This window comes from Shewanella colwelliana, assembly GCF_001735525.1.
Taxonomy (GTDB): Bacteria; Pseudomonadota; Gammaproteobacteria; order Enterobacterales; family Shewanellaceae; genus Shewanella; species Shewanella colwelliana.
In genome coordinates this window covers 72,661-96,662 of sequence record NZ_MCBT01000015.1, presented here as the reverse complement: position 1 = coordinate 96,662, position 24,002 = coordinate 72,661, and the positions used below count along the sequence as shown (strand labels likewise).

Annotated in this window: 24 protein-coding genes; 13 read left to right on the top strand and 11 right to left on the bottom strand. The window is 46.4% G+C overall.

The features are described from left to right. Positions 1-36: 36 nt before the first annotated feature. The gene (locus BEL05_RS06110) at positions 37-465 is read right to left on the bottom strand and encodes an Lrp/AsnC family transcriptional regulator (protein WP_069670613.1); all 429 of its coding nucleotides are present in this window, start codon (positions 463-465) and stop codon (positions 37-39) included. 158 nt (positions 466-623) lie between these two features. On the opposite strand from BEL05_RS06110, the gene yjeH reads away from it, so the two are divergent. Further along, positions 624-1,886 (top strand): L-methionine/branched-chain amino acid transporter, encoded by a 1,263-nt coding sequence (yjeH, locus tag BEL05_RS06105; RefSeq protein ID WP_069670612.1) that lies wholly within the window; start codon positions 624-626, stop codon positions 1,884-1,886. A gap of 37 nt (positions 1,887-1,923) precedes the next feature. Here the strand turns inward: yjeH and BEL05_RS06100 are convergent, their stop codons facing one another. Next, entirely contained in the window at positions 1,924-2,535 is a 612-nt protein-coding gene (locus BEL05_RS06100) for an energy transducer TonB (protein ID WP_069670611.1), read from the bottom strand. 273 nt (positions 2,536-2,808) lie between these two features. Between BEL05_RS06100 and BEL05_RS06095 the strand changes: the two genes are divergently transcribed. After that, positions 2,809-3,525 (top strand): methyltransferase domain-containing protein, encoded by a 717-nt coding sequence (locus BEL05_RS06095; protein ID WP_081730675.1) that lies wholly within the window; start codon positions 2,809-2,811, stop codon positions 3,523-3,525. A gap of 15 nt (positions 3,526-3,540) precedes the next feature. On the opposite strand, the gene BEL05_RS06090 is transcribed toward BEL05_RS06095, so the two are convergent. Beyond that, positions 3,541-3,996, bottom strand: coding sequence for a tellurite resistance TerB family protein (locus BEL05_RS06090; protein WP_028763648.1), 456 nt, complete (start codon positions 3,994-3,996; stop codon positions 3,541-3,543). A 95-nt stretch (positions 3,997-4,091) separates the two neighbouring features. Further along, positions 4,092-4,610 (bottom strand): DUF2780 domain-containing protein, encoded by a 519-nt coding sequence (locus tag BEL05_RS06085; protein WP_069670610.1) that lies wholly within the window; start codon positions 4,608-4,610, stop codon positions 4,092-4,094. 164 nt (positions 4,611-4,774) lie between these two features. Between BEL05_RS06085 and BEL05_RS06080 the strand changes: the two genes are divergently transcribed. The 3 genes from BEL05_RS06080 to BEL05_RS06070 all read left to right on the top strand — a co-directional run bounded on the left by BEL05_RS06080 (position 4,775) and on the right by BEL05_RS06070 (position 8,353). After that, positions 4,775-5,488 (top strand): hypothetical protein, encoded by a 714-nt coding sequence (locus tag BEL05_RS06080; protein WP_028763646.1) that lies wholly within the window; start codon positions 4,775-4,777, stop codon positions 5,486-5,488. Between the two features lie 90 nt (positions 5,489-5,578). Further along, a complete protein-coding gene (locus BEL05_RS06075; RefSeq protein ID WP_028763645.1) occupies positions 5,579-7,003 on the top strand; it encodes a DUF4145 domain-containing protein in 1,425 nt (474 codons plus the stop codon). A 69-nt stretch (positions 7,004-7,072) separates the two neighbouring features. Further along, positions 7,073-8,353 (top strand): hypothetical protein, encoded by a 1,281-nt coding sequence (locus BEL05_RS06070; protein WP_245686950.1) that lies wholly within the window; start codon positions 7,073-7,075, stop codon positions 8,351-8,353. Here BEL05_RS06070 and BEL05_RS06065 read toward each other — a convergent pair. Continuing rightward, positions 8,343-8,690, bottom strand: coding sequence for a hypothetical protein (locus BEL05_RS06065; protein WP_028763643.1), 348 nt, complete (start codon positions 8,688-8,690; stop codon positions 8,343-8,345). The genes BEL05_RS06070 and BEL05_RS06065 overlap by 11 nt on opposite strands. A gap of 152 nt (positions 8,691-8,842) precedes the next feature. Further along, positions 8,843-9,823 (bottom strand): LysR substrate-binding domain-containing protein, encoded by a 981-nt coding sequence (locus tag BEL05_RS06060; protein ID WP_069670609.1) that lies wholly within the window; start codon positions 9,821-9,823, stop codon positions 8,843-8,845. A gap of 118 nt (positions 9,824-9,941) precedes the next feature. Between BEL05_RS06060 and BEL05_RS06055 the strand changes: the two genes are divergently transcribed. Continuing rightward, a complete protein-coding gene (locus tag BEL05_RS06055) occupies positions 9,942-11,144 on the top strand; it encodes a multidrug effflux MFS transporter (RefSeq protein ID WP_069670608.1) in 1,203 nt (400 codons plus the stop codon). An 86-nt stretch (positions 11,145-11,230) separates the two neighbouring features. Here BEL05_RS06055 and BEL05_RS06050 read toward each other — a convergent pair whose 3' ends face one another. Continuing rightward, positions 11,231-12,208: a hypothetical protein gene (locus BEL05_RS06050; protein WP_069670607.1), complete on the bottom strand. Its 978-nt coding sequence runs from the start codon at positions 12,206-12,208 to the stop codon at positions 11,231-11,233. Positions 12,209-12,463: 255 nt separating this feature from the next. Here BEL05_RS06050 and BEL05_RS06045 point away from each other — a divergent pair, with 255 nt between their 5' ends. Continuing rightward, a complete protein-coding gene (locus BEL05_RS06045; RefSeq protein WP_069670637.1) occupies positions 12,464-13,066 on the top strand; it encodes a tRNA-uridine aminocarboxypropyltransferase in 603 nt (200 codons plus the stop codon). 190 nt (positions 13,067-13,256) lie between these two features. Here the strand turns inward: BEL05_RS06045 and BEL05_RS06040 are convergent, their stop codons facing one another. Further along, a complete protein-coding gene (locus BEL05_RS06040; RefSeq protein WP_069670606.1) occupies positions 13,257-15,362 on the bottom strand; it encodes a putative bifunctional diguanylate cyclase/phosphodiesterase in 2,106 nt (701 codons plus the stop codon). 353 nt (positions 15,363-15,715) lie between these two features. On the opposite strand from BEL05_RS06040, the gene BEL05_RS06035 reads away from it, so the two are divergent. Together BEL05_RS06035 and BEL05_RS06030 are read left to right on the top strand one after the other, a co-directional pair. Further along, a complete protein-coding gene (locus BEL05_RS06035; protein ID WP_245686954.1) occupies positions 15,716-16,015 on the top strand; it encodes a hypothetical protein in 300 nt (99 codons plus the stop codon). A gap of 8 nt (positions 16,016-16,023) precedes the next feature. Continuing rightward, positions 16,024-16,668, top strand: a complete 645-nt coding sequence (locus tag BEL05_RS06030) for a class I SAM-dependent methyltransferase (RefSeq protein ID WP_069670605.1) — start codon at positions 16,024-16,026, stop codon at positions 16,666-16,668. A gap of 16 nt (positions 16,669-16,684) precedes the next feature. Here the strand turns inward: BEL05_RS06030 and BEL05_RS06025 are convergent, their stop codons facing one another. Further along, on the bottom strand, positions 16,685-17,392 hold the full coding sequence (locus BEL05_RS06025; RefSeq protein ID WP_175427324.1) for a flagellar brake domain-containing protein: 708 nt from the start codon (positions 17,390-17,392) through the stop codon (positions 16,685-16,687). A gap of 245 nt (positions 17,393-17,637) precedes the next feature. On the opposite strand from BEL05_RS06025, the gene BEL05_RS06020 reads away from it, so the two are divergent. The 3 genes from BEL05_RS06020 (at position 17,638) to BEL05_RS06010 (ending at position 21,075) form a co-directional block, all read left to right on the top strand. Next, positions 17,638-18,969, top strand: coding sequence for a M16 family metallopeptidase (locus BEL05_RS06020; protein ID WP_069670603.1), 1,332 nt, complete (start codon positions 17,638-17,640; stop codon positions 18,967-18,969). Beyond that, positions 18,966-20,414, top strand: coding sequence for a M16 family metallopeptidase (locus tag BEL05_RS06015; protein WP_139151830.1), 1,449 nt, complete (start codon positions 18,966-18,968; stop codon positions 20,412-20,414). The genes BEL05_RS06020 and BEL05_RS06015 overlap by 4 nt, the downstream gene beginning before the upstream one ends. A 175-nt stretch (positions 20,415-20,589) precedes the next feature. Next, complete coding sequence (locus BEL05_RS06010; RefSeq protein WP_139151829.1) at positions 20,590-21,075, top strand: hypothetical protein; 486 nt, start codon at positions 20,590-20,592, stop codon at positions 21,073-21,075. Here BEL05_RS06010 and BEL05_RS06005 read toward each other — a convergent pair. Together BEL05_RS06005 and trmL are read right to left on the bottom strand one after the other, a co-directional pair. After that, positions 21,065-22,114, bottom strand: coding sequence for a GGDEF domain-containing protein (locus BEL05_RS06005; protein WP_069670601.1), 1,050 nt, complete (start codon positions 22,112-22,114; stop codon positions 21,065-21,067). The genes BEL05_RS06010 and BEL05_RS06005 overlap by 11 nt on opposite strands. Positions 22,115-22,328: 214 nt before the next feature. Continuing rightward, positions 22,329-22,796 (bottom strand): tRNA (uridine(34)/cytosine(34)/5-carboxymethylaminomethyluridine(34)-2'-O)-methyltransferase TrmL, encoded by a 468-nt coding sequence (gene trmL, locus BEL05_RS06000; RefSeq protein ID WP_028763630.1) that lies wholly within the window; start codon positions 22,794-22,796, stop codon positions 22,329-22,331. Between the two features lie 159 nt (positions 22,797-22,955). Here trmL and BEL05_RS05995 point away from each other — a divergent pair, with 159 nt between their 5' ends. Further along, positions 22,956-23,888 carry a LysR family transcriptional regulator gene (locus BEL05_RS05995; protein WP_069670600.1) on the top strand — a complete coding sequence of 311 codons (933 nt, stop codon included), beginning with the start codon at positions 22,956-22,958 and terminating at the stop codon, positions 23,886-23,888. Positions 23,889-24,002 lie beyond the last annotated feature (114 nt).

Genomic DNA, 24,002 nt, shown 5'->3' with positions numbered 1-24,002 from the left:
GAGCGCAGGCTTATTGCGCTTAAATAAGCTTTGGCATTAGCCGCGATTATCTATCCACTCACTCATTACCACATGGGTTTTTATTTTGATGATATCGGTTTGTGCATCGATATATTCACGAATCTCATGCAGTCGCCGCATTGAGTCGGCTTGAACATAAACGAGCAGGTCCATGTCGCCGGTGATACCCCGGCAAGTGACCACTTCAGGTATGGATTGAAACACGTGTACCACATCGGCACAGCGAGGACAGCGATGCTGGATCTCAAAATAGGCTGACACTCCCTCTTTTTGAGATTCGCTTAAAAGTACTTGATAGCCACGAATAATGCCTGTGTATTCAAGCTTTTTTATACGTTCAGAAACGGCGCTACGTGACAGACTTACTGTGTCAGCAATACTGGAGATACTTTGCCTAGCATCTTGGCGAAGCGCGGTGATAATAGCTTGATCGAATTTGTCCAATATTTGCTCCCTGTTACTGTTGCCGACACTTTGGCTGTTTTAGTGAGTATTACCGTTAAAATGACGGGTTAAGTCTGATCATCGTCGGAAACCTATGACAGTTTGTATCATAGGCTAAGTCTATACTAACGCTATTGATAACCCTAGTAGATAAGAAGATGAACCCGATTCAAGGAACTATAGGTCGTTGGCAAGGGGCTGGTTTAATGGCCACCACTTTGTTGGGGACTGGCGTATTTATTTTGCCGCAGATGACCATAGCAACTGCAGGCAGTGGTGCGTTATTGGCATGGATACTACTCACCTTAGCCATTATTCCGGTCACGTTAGTATTTGGACGTTTAGCAGGGGTTTTTCCTCATGCCGCGGGGCCAGCTTACTTTGTTGAGAAAGCATTTGGCCGCACGGCTGGCAGAACGATAGGGCTGATCTTTTTACTCGTTGTTCCGCTGGGAGCGCCCGCAGCTATCTTGATGACCTTCCAGTTTGTCAATGAGCTGGTGCCATTATCGGGTTGGAAGCAGGTAATGACGGAGTTGTTTTTGTTGCTTATATTGTTGGCGTTGAACCTTAAAGGTATCCAAGTTTCTGCCAAGCTACAGTTTGGGCTAACACTGGCGATTGTTGCTGTTGTCGTGGTGATGTTTGGTGCGGGCGGGGCACACTTAAGCGATCTGGAGTTGGTAACGTCGGTCAGTGGCACTAACGTTACACTAATGATGGCGGCTGCGGGTATCGCTTTTTGGAGCTTTCTCGGCGTCGAAGCGATGACCCACCTTGCCAACGATTTTAAAGACCCTAAAAAAGATATGCTCCCTGCCATGATGCTGGGAACCGTGCTGGTTGGCTTGGTTTATGTGGCTTGCACTGTGTTGCTATTGTTTGTTCCACCCACTGATGGATTGGCAATGGTCGCTGCCTTTGATCGACTACTTGGTGGTTATGGTGCGCAGATCATTGGTGTGTTGGGGATAGCGGGTGGCCTCTCAACAGTCAATGTGTATACCGCCAGTGTGGCAAGACTAATCTGGAGCTTTAGCCGCGAAGGTGTGTTGCCGCGTTATTTCGACCAGCGCAATGAACATCAGGTGCCAGTTCGTGCACTGGTATCTGTGCTAAGTGTCATGGCCTGTGTGATTGTATTAACCTATCTATCAGGTCAAGAGCTAGAGCATTTGATAGCTTGGACCAATGGTGTATTTGTCATCATCTACTTCGCTTCTATGATGGCCGCCGCCAAGTTGCTCAGTAAGCGCTATTTGCCTCTGGTCGTTTGTGGAGTGTTGTTTTGTGCCATGATGGCTATCGCATTAGGTGCAAGCATGCTTTATGCCTTAAGTCTGGTTGTGATACTGGCCCCGTTACTGTGGTGGCAAAAGACCCATCATACGCGCAAGCAAGTTAGCTTGATTAACTCCTAAAAAAATGCCCACTAACAAGTGGGCATTTTTTTAGGAGTTAGACCTGTTGGTCTATCTTGAAATCCAATTGTACCTGCTGATTGGGCTGGTGGACGGCTTCACCATTTTCAAATTTTGGTTTGTATTTCCACTTCTTTACCGCTTCAATTGCCTCACGATTAAAAATGCGCTTAGGCTTAGCTTGGATAATTTTGATGTTCTCTACTCTACCCGTACGGGAGATGTCGAAACCGACGACTACGTAACCCTCTTTACCGTCTTGGGCCGCAGATACGGGATATTGTGGAGAAACTTGAATCATTGGATAGGCATCAGAATTATCATTGCCACGGTTGTAGTTGCGTGACGGAGTATCAAGTCGTGGCATCTCTACCGGAATGACATTAAAGCCATTGTTTTCACTGGCTGGCTCGCTGCGCCGGATTGGTGGAACGACGATAGGGTCGTGAGGTTTTATCTCAACCACTTTTTCAACCACTTCAGTCTCTTTGGGCGTGAAGCTCAGATCGATGTCTGGCATTGCTATGGCATAGGTTTGTTGTGGGTGCTCTGTGTCAATGAGCTTCGCCATAAAGGCAAATAATGACAGGGTGATCACTGCACCAAATAGGGCAATAGTGGTTCTTTTTATCAGTGAAGTTGGTTTCATAATCGTATCCTTACATTATGTACTTGCCTTAAAAATAGCGAGATAAACTTGACTACTTTGTAAGCAAATATGAAAACACCCTATTAGAGTTATCACTGTTTTTTAGCGTTGGCTAATAAAAAATCAATATTAGCGAAATTGAGATATATTAACTTACATCTTCATAACCTAGCGTTTACATTTTTGCGCTATCCTAAGTCGAAATTGGTATATTGGAGCGTGATAATGAGGCATTTTTGGGCTGTTTTAATCTGTGTTGTTGGAGGGAGTACCATGGCTGCACCAAGCTATGCACAGTTGCCAGAGTCAGCTATCGTTGCAGCGATTAGTGCGGAAGATCGGCTTGCTCGTGATCTGTTGCGAGATAGCACTCGACATCCACAGGCCGTGCTCACTTTCTTTGACGTCGCACCTGGTCAGCGAGTGCTGGATCTATTTTCTGGAGGTGGTTACTACAGTGAGCTGCTGGCTCGAGTCGTAGGCGAGGAAGGTAGTGTCGTGGTGCATAATAATCAGGCTTATTTGCCTTATGCCAAACAGGAGTTATTGGAGCGGGATTATGCGACGCGCATGGATAATGTCGAGTTGCTCATCAGTGAAGCTGATGATTTAACTTTAGCGCCTAGCAGCTTCGATCGTATCTTTTTCATCTTAGGTTTTCATGACATGTTTTACCAAGAACCTGGCTGGCCTAGGATAAACAGTGAACGATTGCTGGCCCACCTGTTTGCGAGTGTGAAACCAGGCGGCTTAGTAGCGATTATTGATCATGATGCGCCGAAGGGGAGCACTGTCGATACTGCACAATCATTGCATCGACTAGCAAAAGAACACGTAATGCGCAGCATGCTGGTGGCTGGGTTTGAGTGGGTTGGGAGTTTGGCGGTATTGGAAAACCCAGATGATGCGATGCTTGTGTCAGCTTTTGATCAGTCGGTTAAAGGAAAGACAAATCGTTACGTGCTTAAATTTAGGCGTCCAAAAATTTAAATCCATCGCTACCAGTTATTCACCTAGGGCGTTAATTGCCGCATTTCTCATTTGAATCAATTCGCTGTGTTTAAGGTAGAGTAATTCTGCGGTACGGCGAATGATTTGATCTTCATAGCGACAAAGCTGCCCATCGGCATAGGCCAACTTCCACATTGCTAAGATCAGTTTTTGCTTCTGCTCTATGGTGCACTGTTCATTAATTTCATTGGTGAATTCATAGAGAGAAGTGGCATTACCTTGTATCGATTTGGCTTCATCGATTAATGCTTGCGCTTCGGTTAGCGTGAGTGCTAATGCAGAGGTGAGTAGATCAGGTAATAAGCTGGCTTCTTCATCATTAAGTGTTTGATCAGCGTAAACGACTTCTAGCAGTAAACTGACTGCTGCCAGTTTAAGGTGTTTGGCTTTCTCTTCAGGCGTTACCGCTTGTGCATGTGATGTTAAAAACTGCTTTAGTTTTGCGATCATAGGGTAACCTCTTATTTCGTTCAATATTGGTTAGAGCCTGATAGCGCTAAAGAGTTCATCTCTTCAGGGAAAGATGAACTCTTTTTCATCTCTGATTAAAGGATTGAACCTAAGCCTTGCATCAGTAGATCTGTAGTGCCTTCGCCTGCATTGGCATCGAGATACCCTTTAACGATATCCACCATAGGCTTGGCGAGTTCTTTTGAAATCCCCAGCTTTTCAAACGAATCGTATACTTGTGCGCCGCCTTGTAACGATGAGCCTAAGTCGCCAGTTTTAGACAGTAATCCAGACATGCCGGAATCAGTATCTAATGCAGGTGCTGCTCCCAATAAGGTGTCTATGCCAGGAATCGCACTGGCGATTGGCCCAAAACTATCACTGCCTAAGGTCGATTTGGCTAGCGTCAGTAAACTACCTAGGCCACCTTCTGCTTGGCCTTGGTTAAGACCGAGTTGTGACATCACACTGCCCACGAGATCATTATTCTCGGTTTGCGTGGTTTGAGTTTGTGTTTCCTCTTTCTTGGTGAGGTCATCAAACCAACCTGCATTCACAGGTGCATTAAGTAAGAGTGTGGTGAAAAGTAAGGTTAAAGCAGCGGATAATTTCATTATTTGCCATCCTATGGTTACAACATCCAATTTTGAACGTCATTCTAGCTTATATGTGTGCAAATTTTGTATCTATTTTTAGACATGTGTTGTGCATTAAAACTCAAATTTCGGTATCCTGTCGGACTTACTGTGTTATTTAAACTTATCTAATGGAAAGGCACATGTCATTGTCAGCGATTTTGACCGAAGCATATAACTTCTTTCGCAATCATATTAGCCAGTTAGCAATTTTAACTGTTCCTATTTTGTTCATACAAGTTGGGATCCAGCTATGGTTAGGGATGGAAATCAACAATGCAGATTTAGAAAATCCGCAATTTGGCGCACCACACATGGTTGCCATGATGGTATTGCTGTTGGTTTTTTCTCTGCTTATTGCCTCATTGACGCTGTTTATGGAGGTCAGATCTCACGGCCATGAACCGTCAGCGGGGATGATCCTTAAAACCAGTCTTAACTTTGTACCTGGTTTATTGCTCGCAGGGGTCTTTTCAGGCCTGGCGATTCTAGCGCCCGTGATGCTGTTTGCCGCTTTCGGGCCGCTATGGTTAATTGGTTTAGTGATGAGCATCTATGTGTTTGCGCGTTTGGCTTACGTTAACTTTATGGTGGTTGTTGAACGTTTAACGCCGCTGGCAGCGATTAAAGGTAGTTTTAAGTTTAGTGGCCCCATTGCCTTTAAAACACTGTTGGTGTTGATGCTTTATATTCCACTGTCTTTGATTGGTGGCACACTGTCTCAACTTGCACAATCGGTCGGCTTACCGCTGATGCTGGTTGTCGAAGTTGCCGTTGCCTTCTTTGGTCTCTTTGTGAACGTTGCACTATTTCGTCTCTATATGGTGTCACGTCCAACAGTGGATGAGCAGGTTTAATACCCACTGCCCACATTTAAAAATGGTGGGCACAAGTTGTACCCATAGGGCCTAAATAGGCCCTCATTTTCTTTTTACGGAGTCTGTATTGTGCTGACCGATATTGAGTTTGTCTGCCAATTTTCAACGGATCTCGGTGAAGATTATCGCATCGCCAAAAGCTATGTTCGCGACGTGCCGACTCAGGCATTGCTGCATATCCGAAGCTTTACTCATAAGTTAACGGATGCCTTAGCGCAGGCCAACGGCGTGGTGTTCGATAGCCCAAATCTTTATGACCGTATCGAGGCGTTAAACGCCCAGCGAATCATTAATGTGAGGACCACCCGTGCTTTGCATCGTTTGCGTGGCGACGGCAACCGTGGTGCCCACCCTGAAAAATATCACCTCACCGCTGATGCATTACAAACCTTAGCTGAACGCGCTATTGAGCGATTACTCAAGCTGGTTGATGACCTTTATCCGCTAATGCAGGGGGCTGACACTCCATCTTATATGTTTGAGCCTTTTGATTCATTTGCGGGTAGAGATCTTTGCTATCGTGCCGTGATGGAACATGATGCTCAGGCTCAATATCTAGTTGGCATGTCGCTGAAAACCCGTGCCTTGATGCAGCGAGAGCAAGAGCAAGCCTTGGCAGAAAAACAGGATGGCGTGCAATCAGTCAACCGTAGCGATGAAAGCTTTCGTCAAGCAGCGCATTGGTTCGAACAGGCTGCCGAACATCTGCCCGATGCCCTGTATGAGCATGGTGTTAGTTTAATTCATGGCTACAGCGGCGAAGCCGATGTGGCAGCGGGTGAAACCCATATCATAAGCGCGGCAAAGGCGGGTGTGGCCAATGCGATGGCCTTATTGGGTTATTTCTACTTAGTGGGTGGTGCATATATAGAGGTTAACCAAGTTGAAGCACTGCACTATTTGCAAGCAGCAGCAAGATTAGAGCAGTCAGAGGCGATGGCAAACTTGGGTGTGCTTTACTATCAGCAAGCTGACTACGGCCAAGCCTACCATTATATATCGAGCGCAGCGCAAGCGGGATTTCCTCATGCGCAGTACCATTTGGCCTTAATGTTAGCGCGCGGGGAAGGTTGCCAAGCTGATGCCTTAGCGAGCGAACAATGGATGGCAGAAGCCGCGGAGCAGGGGCAGCTCGATGCCATGCTCAATCGTGCGCAACAGATGTTGAATAATGAAAATGCGTTAGGCAATGACTTTAGTGTGGCAGAGCGTTATCTGCGTGAAGTGGTTAAGTATGGTCATAGCGTTCCGGCAATGATAGAGCTAAGTATCGCTTTGGCTGATGGCATTTTGGGGCGGATTGATGTGGTTGGCTCTGCAACCCTGCTTAAGATGGCCAGAGAGCGCGCCGACGAGCGTGAAGCCGCAGTGATTACGCCACTATGGCGATCGCTAGCGGAGCAAGTTGAGAAAGTATTACAGATGACAGATGCTTCAGATGAACGGCTCGCTTTGCACAAAGCACAAGAGATATTAGCAGAACCGAAATGTTAAGCTATGTTTGCATGCAATATACAATGTAGGGTAAGTTACTCCGTCATCTTATGATTTCCTGGAGTCATTTTGTCATTAGTCACCTTTATTAATTGTCCGATTTGTCAGCAGTATGATTGCAGCCATCACTGTGTGGTACGCAATAGTCAGGTCGATAACCTTGCTCAACAATATGTCACTTTAGTGCTAAATGTTGGGCTTCATCAGCCGCTTTATGTCGATGCCTATTATGGCCCAGAAACGTGGCGGCAAGGGCTCAGTTTACAGCCTCTGCCACAACTGCGCGAAACGTGCCAATCATTGTGTGTTGAGCTTGGCCGTATCAGTACCATGCCGCTGAGCCACACCTTGTCTGAACGTGTCTCTTTTCTTGCTAAGCAACTTGATTCAGTTGCAGTTTTCTTGCGTAGCCTTAGCGGTGAACCGTTAAGTTTTACAGAGGAATCTCTAGGGCTTTATGATGTTCGGGCACCTAAATATACTTTAGACAGGTTTATCGAATGCCGCGATCAGTTGGCTAAATTGGTGCCAGGTGATGGCGACTTAACTGCTCGTTTTACGGCGTATCGACAGCAGTTTATTGTGCCATCAGAGCGCGTTGCCGCGGTATTTAGTGCCGCAGTCGAGCGAGCCAGAGCATTGACGGCGATGCATATTGATCTGCCTGAGAATGAACGTTTTAGTATTGAATACGTCACCGATAAGGTCTGGACCGCCTACAACTGGTACCAAGGCAGTTGCAGCAGTTTGATTGAGCTCAACCAAGATCAACCATTGTATTTAGAGCGCGCGTTAGAGTTGGCGAGTCATGAAGGTTATCCGGGCCACCATGTATTCAATCTGCTGCAAGAGCGTGATTTAGTCAGTGGCCGTGGTTGGTTGGAATACGCTATCTATCCTCTCTATAGCCCTATCTCTTTTCTCTCTGAAGGTAGTGCCAATTATGGTTTGAGCCTGCTGATGTCGCAGCAACAACGGCTTGAGTATGAGCGAGATGTGTTGATGCCTCTGGCGGGAATAGAAGGTGATATTGTTCAATATTATCAAATAATGACGTTATATAAGCAGCTAGCTTATTTGGATAATTTGGTTTGCCAACAGTTGACCGATGGCGAGATAGACGATGTTCGCGCGGCAGAAATGTTAGTGGAATTCGGCTTATATACCGACTCAAAGGCAAAGCAGCGCGTCGCTTTTTACCGCAGTAATCGCAGCTATGTGATCAACTATAACTATGGCGAAGATTGCGTGAGGGAATGGGTTGAGAAGGAGCCTGATTCAAAAAGGCGATGGCAGCGTTTTGAGGCCTTGTTGAAAAGGCCTCGCACGGCGTCAGGGTTTACTCGTTAGGATTATGTTCGAAAGTACGCCCTGGTCGGTTGCTGGTACTTTTGAATGGGGCTTGACGGTCAAAAATAGAGTGACCATCGGCGGCAGTCGGTTCTGCATGATGTTGAAAGCCATTTTGTGCTTGAGTTTGTTGACGAAATTTAGCCAACTGACGCTTTAAAAATACGCGACCAAATAGACTCAAGGTGATAAAGCTCAACGCGCCGATAAGGATAACGAAAGGCAGCGCTAGCAAGACCAATGTCATCACAACTAACCCTATCACAAAGGCTAACCAGCCGCGTGTGCCAGAGAATCTATGCTGGAAAGGCGTTTGCTGAAATTGATGATAAATCATAGTTTCTCCAAGGTTAGGGACTGATTCGATTCTGCACATTCTGGCGACGGAGATCACGTTAATTTAGGTTAATCTTCGCCTGAAACTGTAACTGAATGTCTCGTCCCTTAAAGGGGGTCAGTGGTAACTATGATAGCCGATGTAACATTAACCTAGGCTGAACCATAGCCATCTTGCTGATTAAAAGCTTGCGCGACACTCTTACAGATCGTCTCTCTTATCCACTTATGTCCAGGTTCATCGTTGTTCCTTTCATGCCACAGTAAGACATACGCTAACGGAGAAAACGCCATGGGCAAGGGTAACTCTATTAAGGGGTATAACTTCTGAGCATGGCCCGCAAAGCTTGATGGTAGGGTAAAAATCAAATCGCTATGAGCGCAAACACTGGCGGCACCATAAAAGTCAGGGACTGTGGTGCTTAAGCGGCGTCTATGTCCCAAATTGGCTAAGTGATAGTCTAATGCCCACCACTCGTTGCCCTCACACCTAACTTGCACGTGTGACATCTCTAAATAGGTTTCTAAATCCCAGCGTCCGCCATTGATCGCTGCCAAAATAGGGTGGTCATCACGTACCAAACACACCTGATGATCTTTGAATAGGGTTTGATGGGCGATGCCTTCGGGCAGACGGTCTATGATTAAATCTGATTGTGGATTTAAGTCTCGGCCAGTGATTCCAAAATCTATCTGTCCTTGCTGCAAGGCGGGAAGCGACTTCTCCATCCACAAATAGGAGTCCAGACGCAAATTGGGCGCGTTGTTAAGTAGCGGCCCAATAAAATAGGGAATTAAGGTTTCATAGGCACTTTCTACCATTGAAAACGAAAATTGACGTGTACTGCTAGCTGGAACAAAGCTAGGAGGCTGGGTCAATTGATAGAGCCCCTGCAGCATATTGGGAAGTTGAGCACTGAGTTGGACAGCATGCGCGGTGGGCTTTAACCCATGGGCGGTGCGAATAAACAGGGGGTCGCCAAGGGTGTCGCGTAGACGATTCAAACTTTTACTTAAAGCGGACTGGCTGACGTGCAAACGGCTCGCTGCACGGGTGACACTGCGCTCCTCTAGCAAAACTTGTAACATGACTAGCAGGTTGAGGTCGATGCGGGCAAGATTGTCGAGATTCATAAGATATTCCTATATGGAAATTCGCTTGTGACATTATACCATTTCTATTCATAACAGGTGTCTATTACAATAGCCGTTATCGTCATACCGCCCAATACAAATAATATAAAGAGAACCCATGCGTCGAAATCTGTTACCTATCCTGATGATGATGGTGGTGCTTAGCCCACTAGCAATCGATATCTATCTGCCCTCTATGCCAACCATGGCGGCAGAGTTTGCTGTGTCAGCGAGTGATGTGCAATCGACCTTAGTGCTGTTCTTGTTTGCAATGGGTGTGGGTCAAATTTTGATTGGCCCTCTGGCCGATCGTTATGGTCGTCGTCCCATCGCAATGGGCGGCATACTGCTTTATATCGCCAGTAGTATTTTGGCTGCGGTGGCTATGGAGTTTCATTGGCTGCAAATCGCCCGCGTACTGCAAGGGTTGGCGGCTTGTTCAACCTCGATTGTGGTGTTTAGTGCAGTGCGAGATTGTTTTACGCCTAAAGAGGGGGCGCGTTACTACAGCTATCTTAATGGCGTTATTTGCGTGATCCCTGCGTTAGCGCCGACATTAGGTGGCTTATTGGCGTTGCAGTTTGGCTGGCGCTCGACCTTTGTGTTTATGATGCTATACGCTATCGTAATTATGGTGATTGTGGGCTATCGGTTACCCGAAACCCGTCCCGCTAATACGGTGACAACTGGACCTCTGTATCGCTGGTCGCGCTATAAACCTGTTTTGGTTGAGCCGCATTTCCTATTCTACGCTTTTGCTTGTATGGCAGGTATGGCATCGATTCTTAGCTATGTCTCTTATGCGCCAGTTTGGTTGATTGAAAACATAGGTGTATCGGAGCTGACTTTTAGTGGACTTTTTGGCCTCAATGCAGTGGTGAATATTATTGCTTGTTTTGCCGCGCCCGTGATCATCGCTCGTCTGGGCAACCGTCCAACGGTGATTGTCGCGCTTATTGCGCTACTTGTGTCGGCGATATTAGAAGTGGTGGTTCAATTGATGGGGCCGCAAACAGGCCTAGCCGCTGCCTTTAGCTTTATGCTACCTATGATGTTGTTGTGTGTGGGCTTTGCCTTGTTACTCGGTCCAGCAACCAGCATGGCTCTGTCGGCATTTGGTGAGCGAGCAGGTACAGCAACGGCCATGTTAGGTTTTATTCAGATGAGTGGCGCATCCTTGCTTGCAGGGCTTATTCAGCAGACCGATTTGGCCGCACCTTATGCAATTGCTGTGGTAATGGGCAGCTTAGCCATTATCTTGCTGGCGATGATGGCCATGAGCCGCTTTGATGGCTGGCATCAAGAGCAGCATGCACATTAATTATATGGATGACGCCCAGTTATCTGAAGCCTAATACCCTTTTAGCCTGCACTGTTTGACCATAGTGCAGGCTTTTTTGTGTTGATTTAGAAGCGCGCGTTAGCCGAGATGCCGATCAATATGCCATCATCGCCACTATCACTGTTTAAGCCAAACTGCTTAGCAGCTGAGAATTTGGCCGCAAAAGTGCCTGATATTTGCCACCAGTAGGAGGTTGATAGGGCGTAGATATTATCGCTGCTGCCACCATTGCTTTCATCGCTTGTGTTATTGGAAATATAGTGAGTACTGCCATCAAAATCATGCCACAGGTAGCTAGCACCAACTGACCAGGCTGGATTGATATACCAGTCTGCAGTTAGATTGAGTTGATTTGAGGTGGATTCAAAGTTGTAAGAGGCATTCGTAAGATTATTGAGAGTGGAAATGTATTCACCTTGTCGCTCAATACGATTATAGCTGGCTTTTAGATCGAGTCCTGAGAAGCTTTGCATCGCAATAAACGTACGAATATGGGCACCATACAGGGTTTCATCGTAGTCATTGGCTATCGTGATTTCTTGTGGCCATTCTTCACTATTCCAGCTTGAGCTGCCATTATTGTCGTAGATAAAGGCAACTTCTGAAGCCTCGTTAAAGTAATAACCTATTGTCGCGCCATAGCCTTTATTATCACCTTCGGTGGTGCTTATATTATCCCATTTGTTGTCAACATCCGTGTATCGATAGTTGGCGCCGATAAACCAGTTAGAGGGCAACACATAAGCCCCATCTATGGCATACATAGTTGTATTGTTGTAAGTGTTAGGCTGCGCCACCATAGCGCCAATATTGCTGTGTTGAGCAAGAAAGCCTGCTAGTGCATAGGGCCCTTTTTGTGCATCGACAGGGGTAAAATAAAAGCGATAATCTAAGCTCCAAATGCCATCACCAAAATCCTCACTGTGTGTACCAAAATTCACATTGGCGTCATGTTGAAAGGTGTTGCTGGTTGCTTCAGCGGCGACCAGTTGAAAGCTGCTAATACCGAGCAGTATTGACAGGGTGCATAGATTCTTTTTCATTGTAGTTTCTTCTTCCTTGTATGAGAGAGGCAATAGGCAACGACAGAAATTGAATCTTGATGATTGGCCTTCCTGGTTGTGAGTATCAATTGCTGACCTCTCGCTATCCTAGCGACAGAAATGTACCATCTATGATGATAAATGTAACGATGATGTTGCATTTTAAGTGGTGCAAAAGCTTGTTTGCATCGCGGCTGATTTAGTTTAGGAATGGTTATACAATAGGACTAACTATTGGTAACCCAGATTAACGCCGTGAGTCGTCCAAATTGCCCTCAATGTTTATACGCTGCTAACGCCTGCTTGTGTGCCAAGCTGCGCCGGATGTCAACCGAGGTAGAGGTCATCGTTTTACAAGATCCGACTGAGGTGAATCACGCCAAAAACAGTGTCAAATTGATGCGTTCGGTACTGCCTAACCTACAGGTCGTTGTGGGAGAGACCGCCGCTGACTTTTCGGCGCTGCGTGAGCAATTAGCCAGCACCAATAAGGCCATTTTCCTGCTCTACCCTAGCGAGCAAAGTCAATCCTTATCGGCCCAGACGACATCTGATAACGTGATCTTATTGTTGCTTGATGGAACATGGCGCAAGGCGTACAAATTACTGCAACTTAATCCGTGGTTATTAGATTACCCAGCAGTGCATCTGGATTTGACAGAGGCCTCCCATTATACCATCCGCAAGGCGAAACGTGAGGACAGTCTGTCGACATTGGAAGCGACAGCCATGGCGATTAAAGCGGTAGAGCCAAGTACAGACGTTGCGCCGTTAACGGATGCATTGGCCGCATTAGTTGAGCAACGCCTACAGGCTATGCCCGCATTGGTCAGAGCACGATACAAGGGTTCAAAATAGCTTTTGTGTAAACTTGTGATGCATATCAGAGAGTACTGAATAAACACACGTGATGGATCACGATAATCGTTTTTGAATTAGTGTCTAATAAACTCAGTCACTTGGAGACAAGTGGCCAGATAGCTGTGTCAGCACACTGTCCATGCAGGGAGTCAGTGTTGCTGTTTTGCGAGCTGGCACAGCTATCGGTCTAATTATCAAAATTGGCCGAGTTAAACTGTTCAGCGCTCTCCGGGTGACCAAAGAAATACCCTTGACCAAACCCTTTGCCCATAGCGGCTAGAATCTGTTTCTGTTTGAGTGTTTCAATCCCTTCGACTACAAATTGAATGTTAAGCGCCTGGGCTAATTGAATCATCGCTTGGCACAACTCTTTACCTTGTGGCTCGCTGAGTCGTTTGGCAAACCCAGCATCAATCTTCAAGGTATCAATAGGTAGACTTCCAAGCTTACTCAAGGAGGATAGTCCCGCACCAAAGTCATCTATAGCAATCCGCACACCGATAGATTTGAGTTCGGCTAATGTCGATTTCACTCGCTCTGGTTGCCGTAGTAAGGCCGATTCGGTGATCTCGAGTACTAAGCTGTCAGGTGCCAGCTGGCTCTGTTCCAATGCATGATGCACATGCTTGATAAAGTCAGGGTGTTCCAGCTGCAGAGGCGATACATTTACGCAGGCTTGTAGTTCACTGTGATGTTCTGTGCGCCAATTCGCCACTTGAGTGCAGGCCTGCACTAAGACCCACTGCCCCACAGGGATCAATAAACCGGTTTCCTCTAAATAGGGAACAAACTCACTGGCGGGTATGATAGTGCCGTCAGATTGCTGCCATCTTAGTAATGCTTCTGCCCCTATGACGCTGTTACACTCGAGGTTGACGATCACTTGGTAGGCAAGTTTAAACTGCTTGAGGCTATGAGCATGACGCAAGTCGCTTAGTAACTTGAGCTTTTTCTCTGCTTGGCGGTGCATGTCAGCATCATAAAACAGCACGTGGTTAGGGCTCTTTTTAGCGCAATACATTGCTGTATCTGCCAAACTTAATAGCTGTGACGCTTGGGTGCTGTGCTCGGGAAAGAGGGCGATACCGACGCTGGAGCCCAAATAGAACTTTTGTCCGTCAATTTCAAATGGTGCATCAAAAATGCCTAACATCTGCTGAGAGAAGGCTTCGACTTCAGCGCGATCATGGCAATCTTGCAATATGAGCGTGAACTCGTCACCACCTAGGCGCGCAATATCGGCCTTTTCAATACAGCTGGCCTCTAATCTTGCCGATACCAGTTGCAGTACCTTGTCGCCAGTAGCATGTCCAAAACAGTCATTGATATTTTTAAAACCATTTAGATCCATAAACATCACAGCACCCAAAGTACCTGGAGCGTTACGCGATTCAATGAGTGCTTGGTTTAAGAGCTGTTTCAGGTGATGACGATTAGGGAGACCTGTTAAGGTGTCAACCATGGCTTGTTCGGTGAGCTTTGATTCTAGCTTTTTCTTAGCGCTGATATCACTAAACAGGGTGACGTAAAAAATGTCTTGATCAACCAGAATTTTTCGACAGCTTTTCCATGCGGGGAAATGAGTACCATCAGAACGTTGCTTAACGGTTTCACCCTGCCAACTACCTCGTTCAGCTAAGCTGAGCTTATAACTGTTATCGTTATCTAATGTGACCTGGTGTAGGCCTATGCTTTCTGGTTTTTTATGCAATAGTTGGTCGGCGCTATAACCACATATACGGCACATCGCCTTATTGACCGCAATAATTTCATGCTGATGGTTGGTGATATACACCGCCTCGGCACTGTCTTGTAAAATCGTCGACAATAATTGCGAAGGTAAGTTTTCAAAACCGTTAGAGATATTTGTCCGTGCGCGGCTGCGGCGATTGACGGGTTCAAATAGCGCTAAAATAGCCTGTTCTTCGGCGAGCATTACTGGATATAAGGTCACCTTGGTAGGTAACTCTGTGCCGAGTTGGCTCATGTGTAACCAGTTAAAGTGGACGACTTGGCCCTGATTGGCTTTTTGGATGAGTTGCTGGGTATATTCGACGCTATTTTTGCCAGAAGATTGAATACGTGGCGAGAAATCATAAGGCGTTGCATTGATAAAGCTATCTTCTTGAGTTTGAAAATAGCGGATGACGCCTTCATTGGCACCAATAAAGGCGTAACCTTTAAGGATGGCTAAGTATTGAGTTTCTGGTTCGACTTGCCACTGTGCGAGCTGTTGCTCCACACTTGGCAACGTCGTTGATAGCTGACTCAGTAATTTGACCCAATGGTTCATCCACGCCTCTCCGTGCTAAAACTCGCGACATTGAACAATATGCACTGAGTAGCCAACTGGTTACCAAAGATGTTGCAAAATTGCACTTGTGTTAAAAGTACCCTTATTTTTATACATACTCAAATGAGCAATGCATTTTTTGCAATAAATTACCGATATTTACCTGGTAATTGCCGCTAAAACGCCGTTGATGGTAATTCTGTCGCCATAAGTTTGGCTTACGGTGGCGGTATCGCTAACCAAACGGTGATATTATGCTGCTCAAGGGTTAATGGAGGGAGAAAGCCATGGGTAGGATGACGAGACAACATTGTTACTTAGCACTGGGCCTTTGCTGTGTATTGGGGCTGGTCATGCCCCATACTGTTACTGCCAAAGAACATAAGACCTTAACTCAAAAAGCTGATGATTCGCGCCAACTCTCTCGTCAGATAGAGCAAGAGCAACTGGACAAAGCGCGTCAAGCTGCAAACGATACCAGCCAACGTGAGCAAGAGGTGCTTAAGCGCCAAGCTGATGGTGATTGGGAGGTTGAGCAGCGAGATAAAGCGCAAAAGCAGTTTAATGAGCGTGAAAGCCGCGAAGAGAAGTACCTGCGTGAGGCCAAAGAGGCCGCCGCGAAAGCGCGTAAAATCCCTAAGCCGACTAAATAGGAAAATTTGTGAGCGTTTGCCCTTTATGTCATAGCGACAGCTTGTTGAGTTTTGATCAAGACAAGCACAGAGAGTATATGATTTGTGCCGTGTGCGATTTAGTGACTGTGCCCGATCAATATCTATTAAGCGAAGCCGATGAAAAGGCGTTTTACGACAATCATCAAAACAGTAGTGATGACATGGGTTATCGCCGCTTCCTCTGTCGTACTTGGACCCCATTACTGCCGCGCATTAAACCGGGACAGCATGGGCTTGATTTTGGTTGTGGGCCGGGGCCGACGATAAGCGTAATGGCCAGCGAAGTCGGTATCGCTATGGAAAACTATGACCTTTACTATTTCAATCGTCCATCTCTGTTAGAGAAAACCTACGACTTTATTACCATGACCGAAGTGATTGAGCATGTTGCCGACGCTGATGCACTGTTGCGGCGTTTGTCTGCCATGCTTGCCAAGGGTGGAGTACTGGCGATCATGACCAAGCGGGTGCTAGGAAAAGAGGCCTTTACTCGCTGGCACTATAAGCACGATTTGACCCATATACGCTTTTATTCGGTCAAAACGTTTGAGTGGATAGCGCAGCATTTTCAGCTGCAACTAGAGGTTATTGATAACGATGTGGTGTTCTTAACTAAGCAGTCCGCGGCTTAGTCAACATGTTTACCTGTTAGCTTTTAGGTTGCTGCATTAAGTGACTCAGTACCACTTTTTGCACAAACTCCTCGGCGTCGACATCATCGTCGCTATTGATGGAAAAACCATACTGGCATTCGTTGCTGTCATCACCGGGAAGTTGAATATTCTTAACGGTAATTGGCATGGCTATTGTCTCTAGTGATTGCTCAATTTTGACCTGAAGCTGTAAGGCCTGGTCGGCATCACATCCCGGAATAAGGTTGCCCACATAGGCGCCGCCCTTAATCGAAATATCATGTAAATTGCCACTAGAGATCGGCTTACTCTCGTAGCCATCAGGTTTGAGTGCATGCAGTGACGCGCTAACCATAATGGGGATGCGTGAATGTTGCCTGAGGGCGACACTCTGCAGTTGGCTGGGATAGTCGATAATCAACCATCGACCCGCATGATTGAGTAGTGTCTTGATTTTGCTTCTAAAGGCAATGATATTCGCTTCAGGATCATCGCTATTGATGATACGCACAATTACCCCTTGTCCTTGGGTGATAAACTCTTTTGCCGCTAGCCAGTGTCTGTCGCTACCTAAAGCAAAGATCACCGCGTTGTCAGGATCGATGCCAATAAATCGGGTGCGAAGCCTGATGGGCTGAGTGGGGGTCAAGATCTGCAGTTGAGCTTCGGTATTGCAGCTCATACGATTTAGGTAATTAAAATTACCGTCATTGCTATTTGGCACCCAGCTTCTCCTTGTGGCGGCCATAATTCACTGTGCTTACAGGTTAGTTTAGGTTAATCAGCATGGCATATAAGCAATAAGTTACAATTAAGTCTGTGGTTTGTCATCACAATAGACTTGATCTTATCGCCATTATCGCCTCTTATACCCATTCCAGTAACAAATGTTGGCTAGCAGCTTGTTAGCTTGAATACTGGCAAAATTCTTGGATAAATTTTTATCTGCTCACATAGAGGGAACGACAGATGATGCGAAAGATAATCGCACTGTGTATCTCCATTGGCGTTAGTTTGACCTCAATGGCTACTCAGGCAACAACAGCGGAAGATATAAAAAGCTTCACGCTGGATAATGGTATGAAAATTATGGTGCTAGAGGATGCGTCAATTCCTAATGCCAATATGTACCTTTTTTGGAAAGTGGGCTCGCGTAATGAGGTGCCAGGCATAACTGGGATTTCACATTTTTTTGAGCATATGATGTTTAATGGCTCCAAAAAGTACGGCCCTAAGATGTTTGACCGGACCATGGAAGCCGCTGGTGGTGCTAATAATGCTTACACGACCGAAAACCTCACCGTCTACACAAATTGGTTTCCTGCTAACGCGCTAGAAACCATTTTTGATCTAGAAGCCGATCGTATCGCCAACCTTGATATAAATGCCGAGATGGTGGAAAGCGAGCGTGGGGTTGTGGCGTCTGAGCGCACTACCGGGCTTGAAAACTCAAATTGGCGTACCCTGCAAGAAGAGATCAAAGGCGCTGCGTTTAGAGCACATCCTTATAGCTGGTCTGTTATTGGCCACGAATCAGACATTGCTGCATGGACGTTAGACGACTTAGTGCAATACCACAAAACCTACTATGCCCCGAACAATGCTGTCGTGGTGATTGCTGGTGATGTAAAACTGGCTGAAGTTAAAGCCCTAGCCAATAAATACCTTGCACCTATCCCTGCGCAGGCCCCGCCACGTGAAGTTAAAACCGTCGAGCCGCTGCAAAAAGGTGAGCGACGTGTGTATGTACAAAAGGCTTCAGTGAGCACGCCTAATGTGATGTTGGCGTATCATGTGCCAGCGACATCAAGTGATGACTACTACGCGCTCGATCTGCTCTCTTCTGTATTAACGACAGGTAATAGCTCGCGCCTCTATCAAGGCCTTGTTGAGAAACAAGTGGCTATCGAAGTCGAAACCTATATGCCAATGAGCTTTGACCCTAACTTGTTCTACGTTATGGGTGTGGCAAATCCAGGCATCACGGCGACAGAGCTTGAGAAAGGCATGATTGCCGAAGTGAATCGTATTGCCCGCGAAGGTGTCACTCAGCAAGAGTTAGACAAAGTAAAAAATATCAAGCTGATGAACTTCTACCGTGCCATGGAAACGATTAACGGCAAAGCAAATACCTTAGGGACTTATGAGCTTTACTTTGGCAGTTTCGATAAGCTATTTAATGCTCCAGAGGCTTACAACAAGGTTACACCTGAAGATGTTCAACGTGTAGCCCAAACCTATTTACGTCGCGCCAATCGCACCGTTGCAGTACTGGCGGCTACAGAGGAGAGTGACGAATGAGACAGTTAATGACCCACCTACCTAAAAAACTAACTCAGTTAGGTACTGCTTTGGCAGCGGCTGGCGCGTTTGCATTAACAGGGTGTGCGACCACCACTGCACCAACGACAGTGGACACTGGTAGCTTTAAAATGCCTGCCTACGAGCAGTATCAGCTGGATAATGGCTTAACCATCTACTTGATGCCACAACGCGAAGTGCCACTCATTACCGTTAACGCGGTGGTCCGTGCGGGGGCCGTAAACGATACCACCTCAGGTGTGGCTAGTATGACGGCGCAATCTCTGCTGCTGGGGGCAAATGGTAAGTCAAAGTCAGATATTGAACAGATGGTCGATTTCCTCGGTGCGTCTATCGGTGCCGATGCTGGCAAAGAGGGCAGTTATATTGGTGCCGACTTTATGGCAAAAGACCTCGACAATATGTTGCCGCTGCTACGTGACGTTATCATAGCGCCAGATTTTGACAGCGCTGAGTTTGATAAGCTGCGTCAACGTGAAATTGCTGGTTTGGCGCAAGCCAAGGAGAGCCCGCGCAGTGTCATTAGTCGCTATTTCGACAAGATGATCTTTGGTGAGCATCCTTATGGAAATCCAAGTTCAGGTACGCGCACCTCTTTGGAGGAGCTTAATGTTTCGCAGTTAAGAGCGTTCCATAAGAGCTATTATCAGCCTGCTAACAGTGCCATTTCCATCGTGGGTGACTTCAATAGCCAAGAGATGAAAGCCAAGGTCGCCAAGCTTTTTGGTGATTGGGGGGCGGGTGAGTCGATAACGCCGGTTAACTTATCTGCGCAGCAGCCCTCGCTAAGTGCCAGTAAAGTGTTGTTGGTCAATAAGGGTGATGCCATTGAAACTACCTTCTTGATTGGTGGTAAAGGGATCTCGCGTGATAATCCTGATTATGTCGGTCTACAGGTGGTCAATACTATCTTAGGCGGTCGTTTTACCTCTTGGTTGAATGATGAACTACGTGTGAATGCCGGTCTCACCTACGGCGCTCGCTCTGGCTTTACCGCTTACTCTCAAGGTGGCGTGTTCAGAATCAGTACCTTTACTAAAAGCGAAACCACTAAAGAAGCTATCGATCTTGCTCTGAAAACCTATGCACGTTTATGGGAAAAAGGTATTGATCAAGCAACCTTAGATTCGGCTAAGGCCTATGTGAAAGGGCAGTTCCCGCCAAAGTTTGAGACCAGTGGTCAGATGGCTGAGTTACTTGCCGACATGTACGTTTACGGTTTCGATGATCGCTTTATCAATGATTTTCAAGCAAAAGTTGATGGGCTAACCTTGGCGGAGACCCAGCGTCTTGTGAGCAGCTATTTTCCTCAGGAAAACCTTCAATATGTGTTGATTGGTAACGCTGAGAAGATTGCAGAGGTTGCCGCACAATATGGTGACGTCACTCAGGTTGAGATTAACGAGATTGGCTTTGGTCAGTAATCCTCACCTTGGATTTAGCTAACCTAAAGTGCTAATTAAAAACCGCAAAGCAGCCAGTTTTGCGGTTTTTTACGGTGGCGTTTCTTACCTAAGTCAGCTAAGTTTAAGTCTCCACTTTGCATCGATAATCGTGAAATAATTGAAGACCTTATTGTTATGCTTGCTGATCCTTTGCGTGGATGTTTTTAGCAAACCGTTGCATGCCAAAAAGATTGAGTTAGCCCCATTTTGTCAGGCGTTAGTTGGGCATTGGCAGGGAGAGGCATCTCGGCCACAAGGTGTGCCTAAAGCGATAACAATCGATGCTATTTGCTCTGCCGATCATCGTCAGCTGATTATCTCTGTTAGTGAACATGCCAGCCATAATTTGAGTGAAACTTGGTGGTTTCGGCAAACGGATTTTCAAGTTGAGCTGATCTATTTTAACGGTGTCGATGACGATAAACGTCAGCAGTTTTCCCTGTATCAAGAAGGAGAGGGATTCTCTTTACTCGGCAAAGGTATGGTTAAACAGCGACCAGCGCTAATACAACTGCGCTTCGACCCCAGCGACACTGGCTGGCTATGGTTGCAAAATGTGCAGTATCTGGATCACGACGATGATGGCTATCAACTGTACCGAGCGTTAGCGTTTACTCCCGCTGGAGGCGTTAAGCCTTAGTGGGGCAATAGTTGCTTAAAGGTTGATGCATTTTTATCTGGTTCCGCCCACTCTCTTTAGCGTCGTACAAAGCATGATCGGCATGCCTCATCCAGTTATCGTCATCGATATGGGCGAGCGCCATACTGATGCCAATACTCACCGTTATTGGGTAGTTATCAATAATTACCTCTTTCTCAATAATTTTACGTATTTTTTCAGCGACTTGTTTGGCCTTATGGCTATCAATGTTGTGCATCAATAACAGGAACTCTTCACCACCGACTCGGAACAAGAGGTCAGTCTCTCTGATATGTTTAAAAAGCAATTGCGTGACACGTTTGAGTACCATATCGCCAGTACTGTGGCCAAAGGTGTCGTTTATTTTTTTGAAATGGTCGATATCCAGCATCAAGATCCCTGAGTCGATATCATTGCGCTGCTTCTGCGCGAGACAACTGCTAAGGTGGCTGCCGAGTTGACGTCGGTTAAAAGCATTGGTCATGGGGTCACGAATCGATTCGTTAATCAAGTTTTGCTTGAGACGGTTGATATGTAAAATGATCAGCCCAGAAATAATGATGGTTAACGCCAACGCGACGCTGGCCCTAATAGCTGATGCGCTGTCGGTTTTAATAAAGGCTTCAAAGGTGACAATGGCTAAGATAATGCCGTTGAAAGTGAGTGAAGAGCGAAATGGCAGAATATAGATAATCGAAATCACCATAGGAAACGCCCAATAGATGGCACTTGCTCCTATTTGATTGATGGTAATCCCAAGGCTAGCCACCAGAATGGTCATCACCGCATTTTTATTAATGGGAAGTACTTGGCCACGGTGCAGGGCTAGTACATCGATAATCACTAATAAAATAAACAGGCCTAACAAACACGCTAACAGGTAGTTCTCAACCAAGATGTTTTTGATAGCCAGTGGAACAAACATCACACAGACGATAGTGAGAATCACAAACAGGGTTTTTTTACTGCCTTGCAGTAAAAAGGCTGCGTCGTTATCTTTTTCGCTTAACGCATGCTGGAGTCGCTTTATTTTGCCCATAACCTCTCCCTCTGCTGGGGCGAAATTATAGTTGTCACATCAACGCCTCCTTGAACACTTTAGCTGGTTTATGGCGTTAAGTTCTACAAATATAGGGTTTGGGAGTAAGTTTTTAGGGGGATTGACTAATTGTTTGACGTTTTTGTGGGGTTACGTTTGGTAGTCAGCCTGAAAATGTTAGGTGTTCAGGCTGACGCTGAGACGGCTACTGACGTTAGCTTAATGCGCCTTCATACCCAATTTGACGCCATGCCTCATAACTGATGATAGCAACCGCATTTGATAGGTTTAGACTGCGGCTGCTTGCCGCCATGGGGATCCTTAGACGCTGTGACGTGGGTAAGGACTCGATAATCTCTATGGGTAAACCACGGGTCTCTGGGCCAAATAACAACACATCATCTTTCTCGAAGCTGAGTTCGCTGTGAGGTCGACTGCCTTTAGTGGTGCACGCCATGATGCGTTTACCAGCCATCACCTCTAAAAAGCTGGCGAAATCCTTATGGCGTGTTACGTGAGTGAGGTCGGCGTAGTCGAGCCCCGCGCGACGCAGCTTTTTCTCTTCGAGGTCAAAACCGAGTGGTTCGATAAGGTGAAGCTGGCAGCCATTGTTGGCGCAAAGTCGGATAATGTTTCCAGTGTTGGGCGCTATCTCTGGCTCATAAAGGGCAATGTGGAACATAGTGGCTTACCTTAGTATTGGGGAGCGGCGATTATACGGCAAAAGTCACCGCTGGAAAACGTCACTGTGAGTGGGATCGTGATTATCACCATCGCTATCAACATCGTCTCCATTTAGGTTTATATTGCCAGTAGCGGTTATTAATTCGATGAGATAGGTATGGAGCTGGCTAAACTTTCACGCATTAGCATGAAACACTTAATTACGTTACACGTGATGCTGGACACCTTGAGTGTGACAGACAGCGCTCGGCGGCTTTGCCTTAGTCCCTCATCTGTCAGCAAGACGTTAAGCCAACTGCGTAATAGCTTAGACGATGAGCTATTTTACCGAAGTGGTAATAAGTTAGTGGCCACGCCAGTGGCTCGCCGACTTGGCCCGAGTGTGCATCAAATCATTAATGACATGAATCAGATGGTCAGCCAAGAGACCTTTAATCCTGCCCTGTATGAGGGCAGTTTTTCATTGGCCATGCGTGAAAGTACTTTTGAATTACTGGCGGCGAAATTAACAGCCAAGGTGCTGAAAATCGCCCCCAATATTCGCTTAACCATCTGTGCAAAGGAGGGGATAGGGTTTGATGGGCTAGTACGAGGCTCGTTAGATTTCATTGTACTTCCCCATGATCGCAGCCAGCCGCCCATCACCCAGCAAGATTTGGTATGGGAAACCCTAATTGATGATCAGATGGTGTGTTTAATGAATTCGACCCATCCGCTGGTAGGTATAGAGACGATCACCATGGCTGACTACTTAGCTTTTAGCCACGTAGGAATAAGCGATGCAGATTTAAATATTCCCTTTTTTGAGATGCAGTTGGCCCAACAGTCCTGTCAACGTGCCACTCCTGTTGTGGTTCCCGATTTTGGCAGTGCGGCGTTAATGTGTCATCACAGTGAACTGCTGTTTACCTGTTCACGCCACTGGGCCAATAGTGCATGTCAGGCTAAAGGATTGGTGGTCCGAGCATTGCCCTTTGACTATGGCAAGGTCGCTTACAGTTTGGTTTGGCACCGTCAGAGTATGAATGATCCGGCCTCACGTTGGTTGCATCAACAGATTGTTGAATGCAGTCGAGCGGCTTTTGAGTGAAGGCCTATGACATTTTATTTTTAGCGTCTGCGCGAGCTGGTTTGGGCTGAGTGATGTATCTCCTCGATTAGACTGCATTTGATGTCATCGGGTTGTTTCTTGGCAACCACCTTT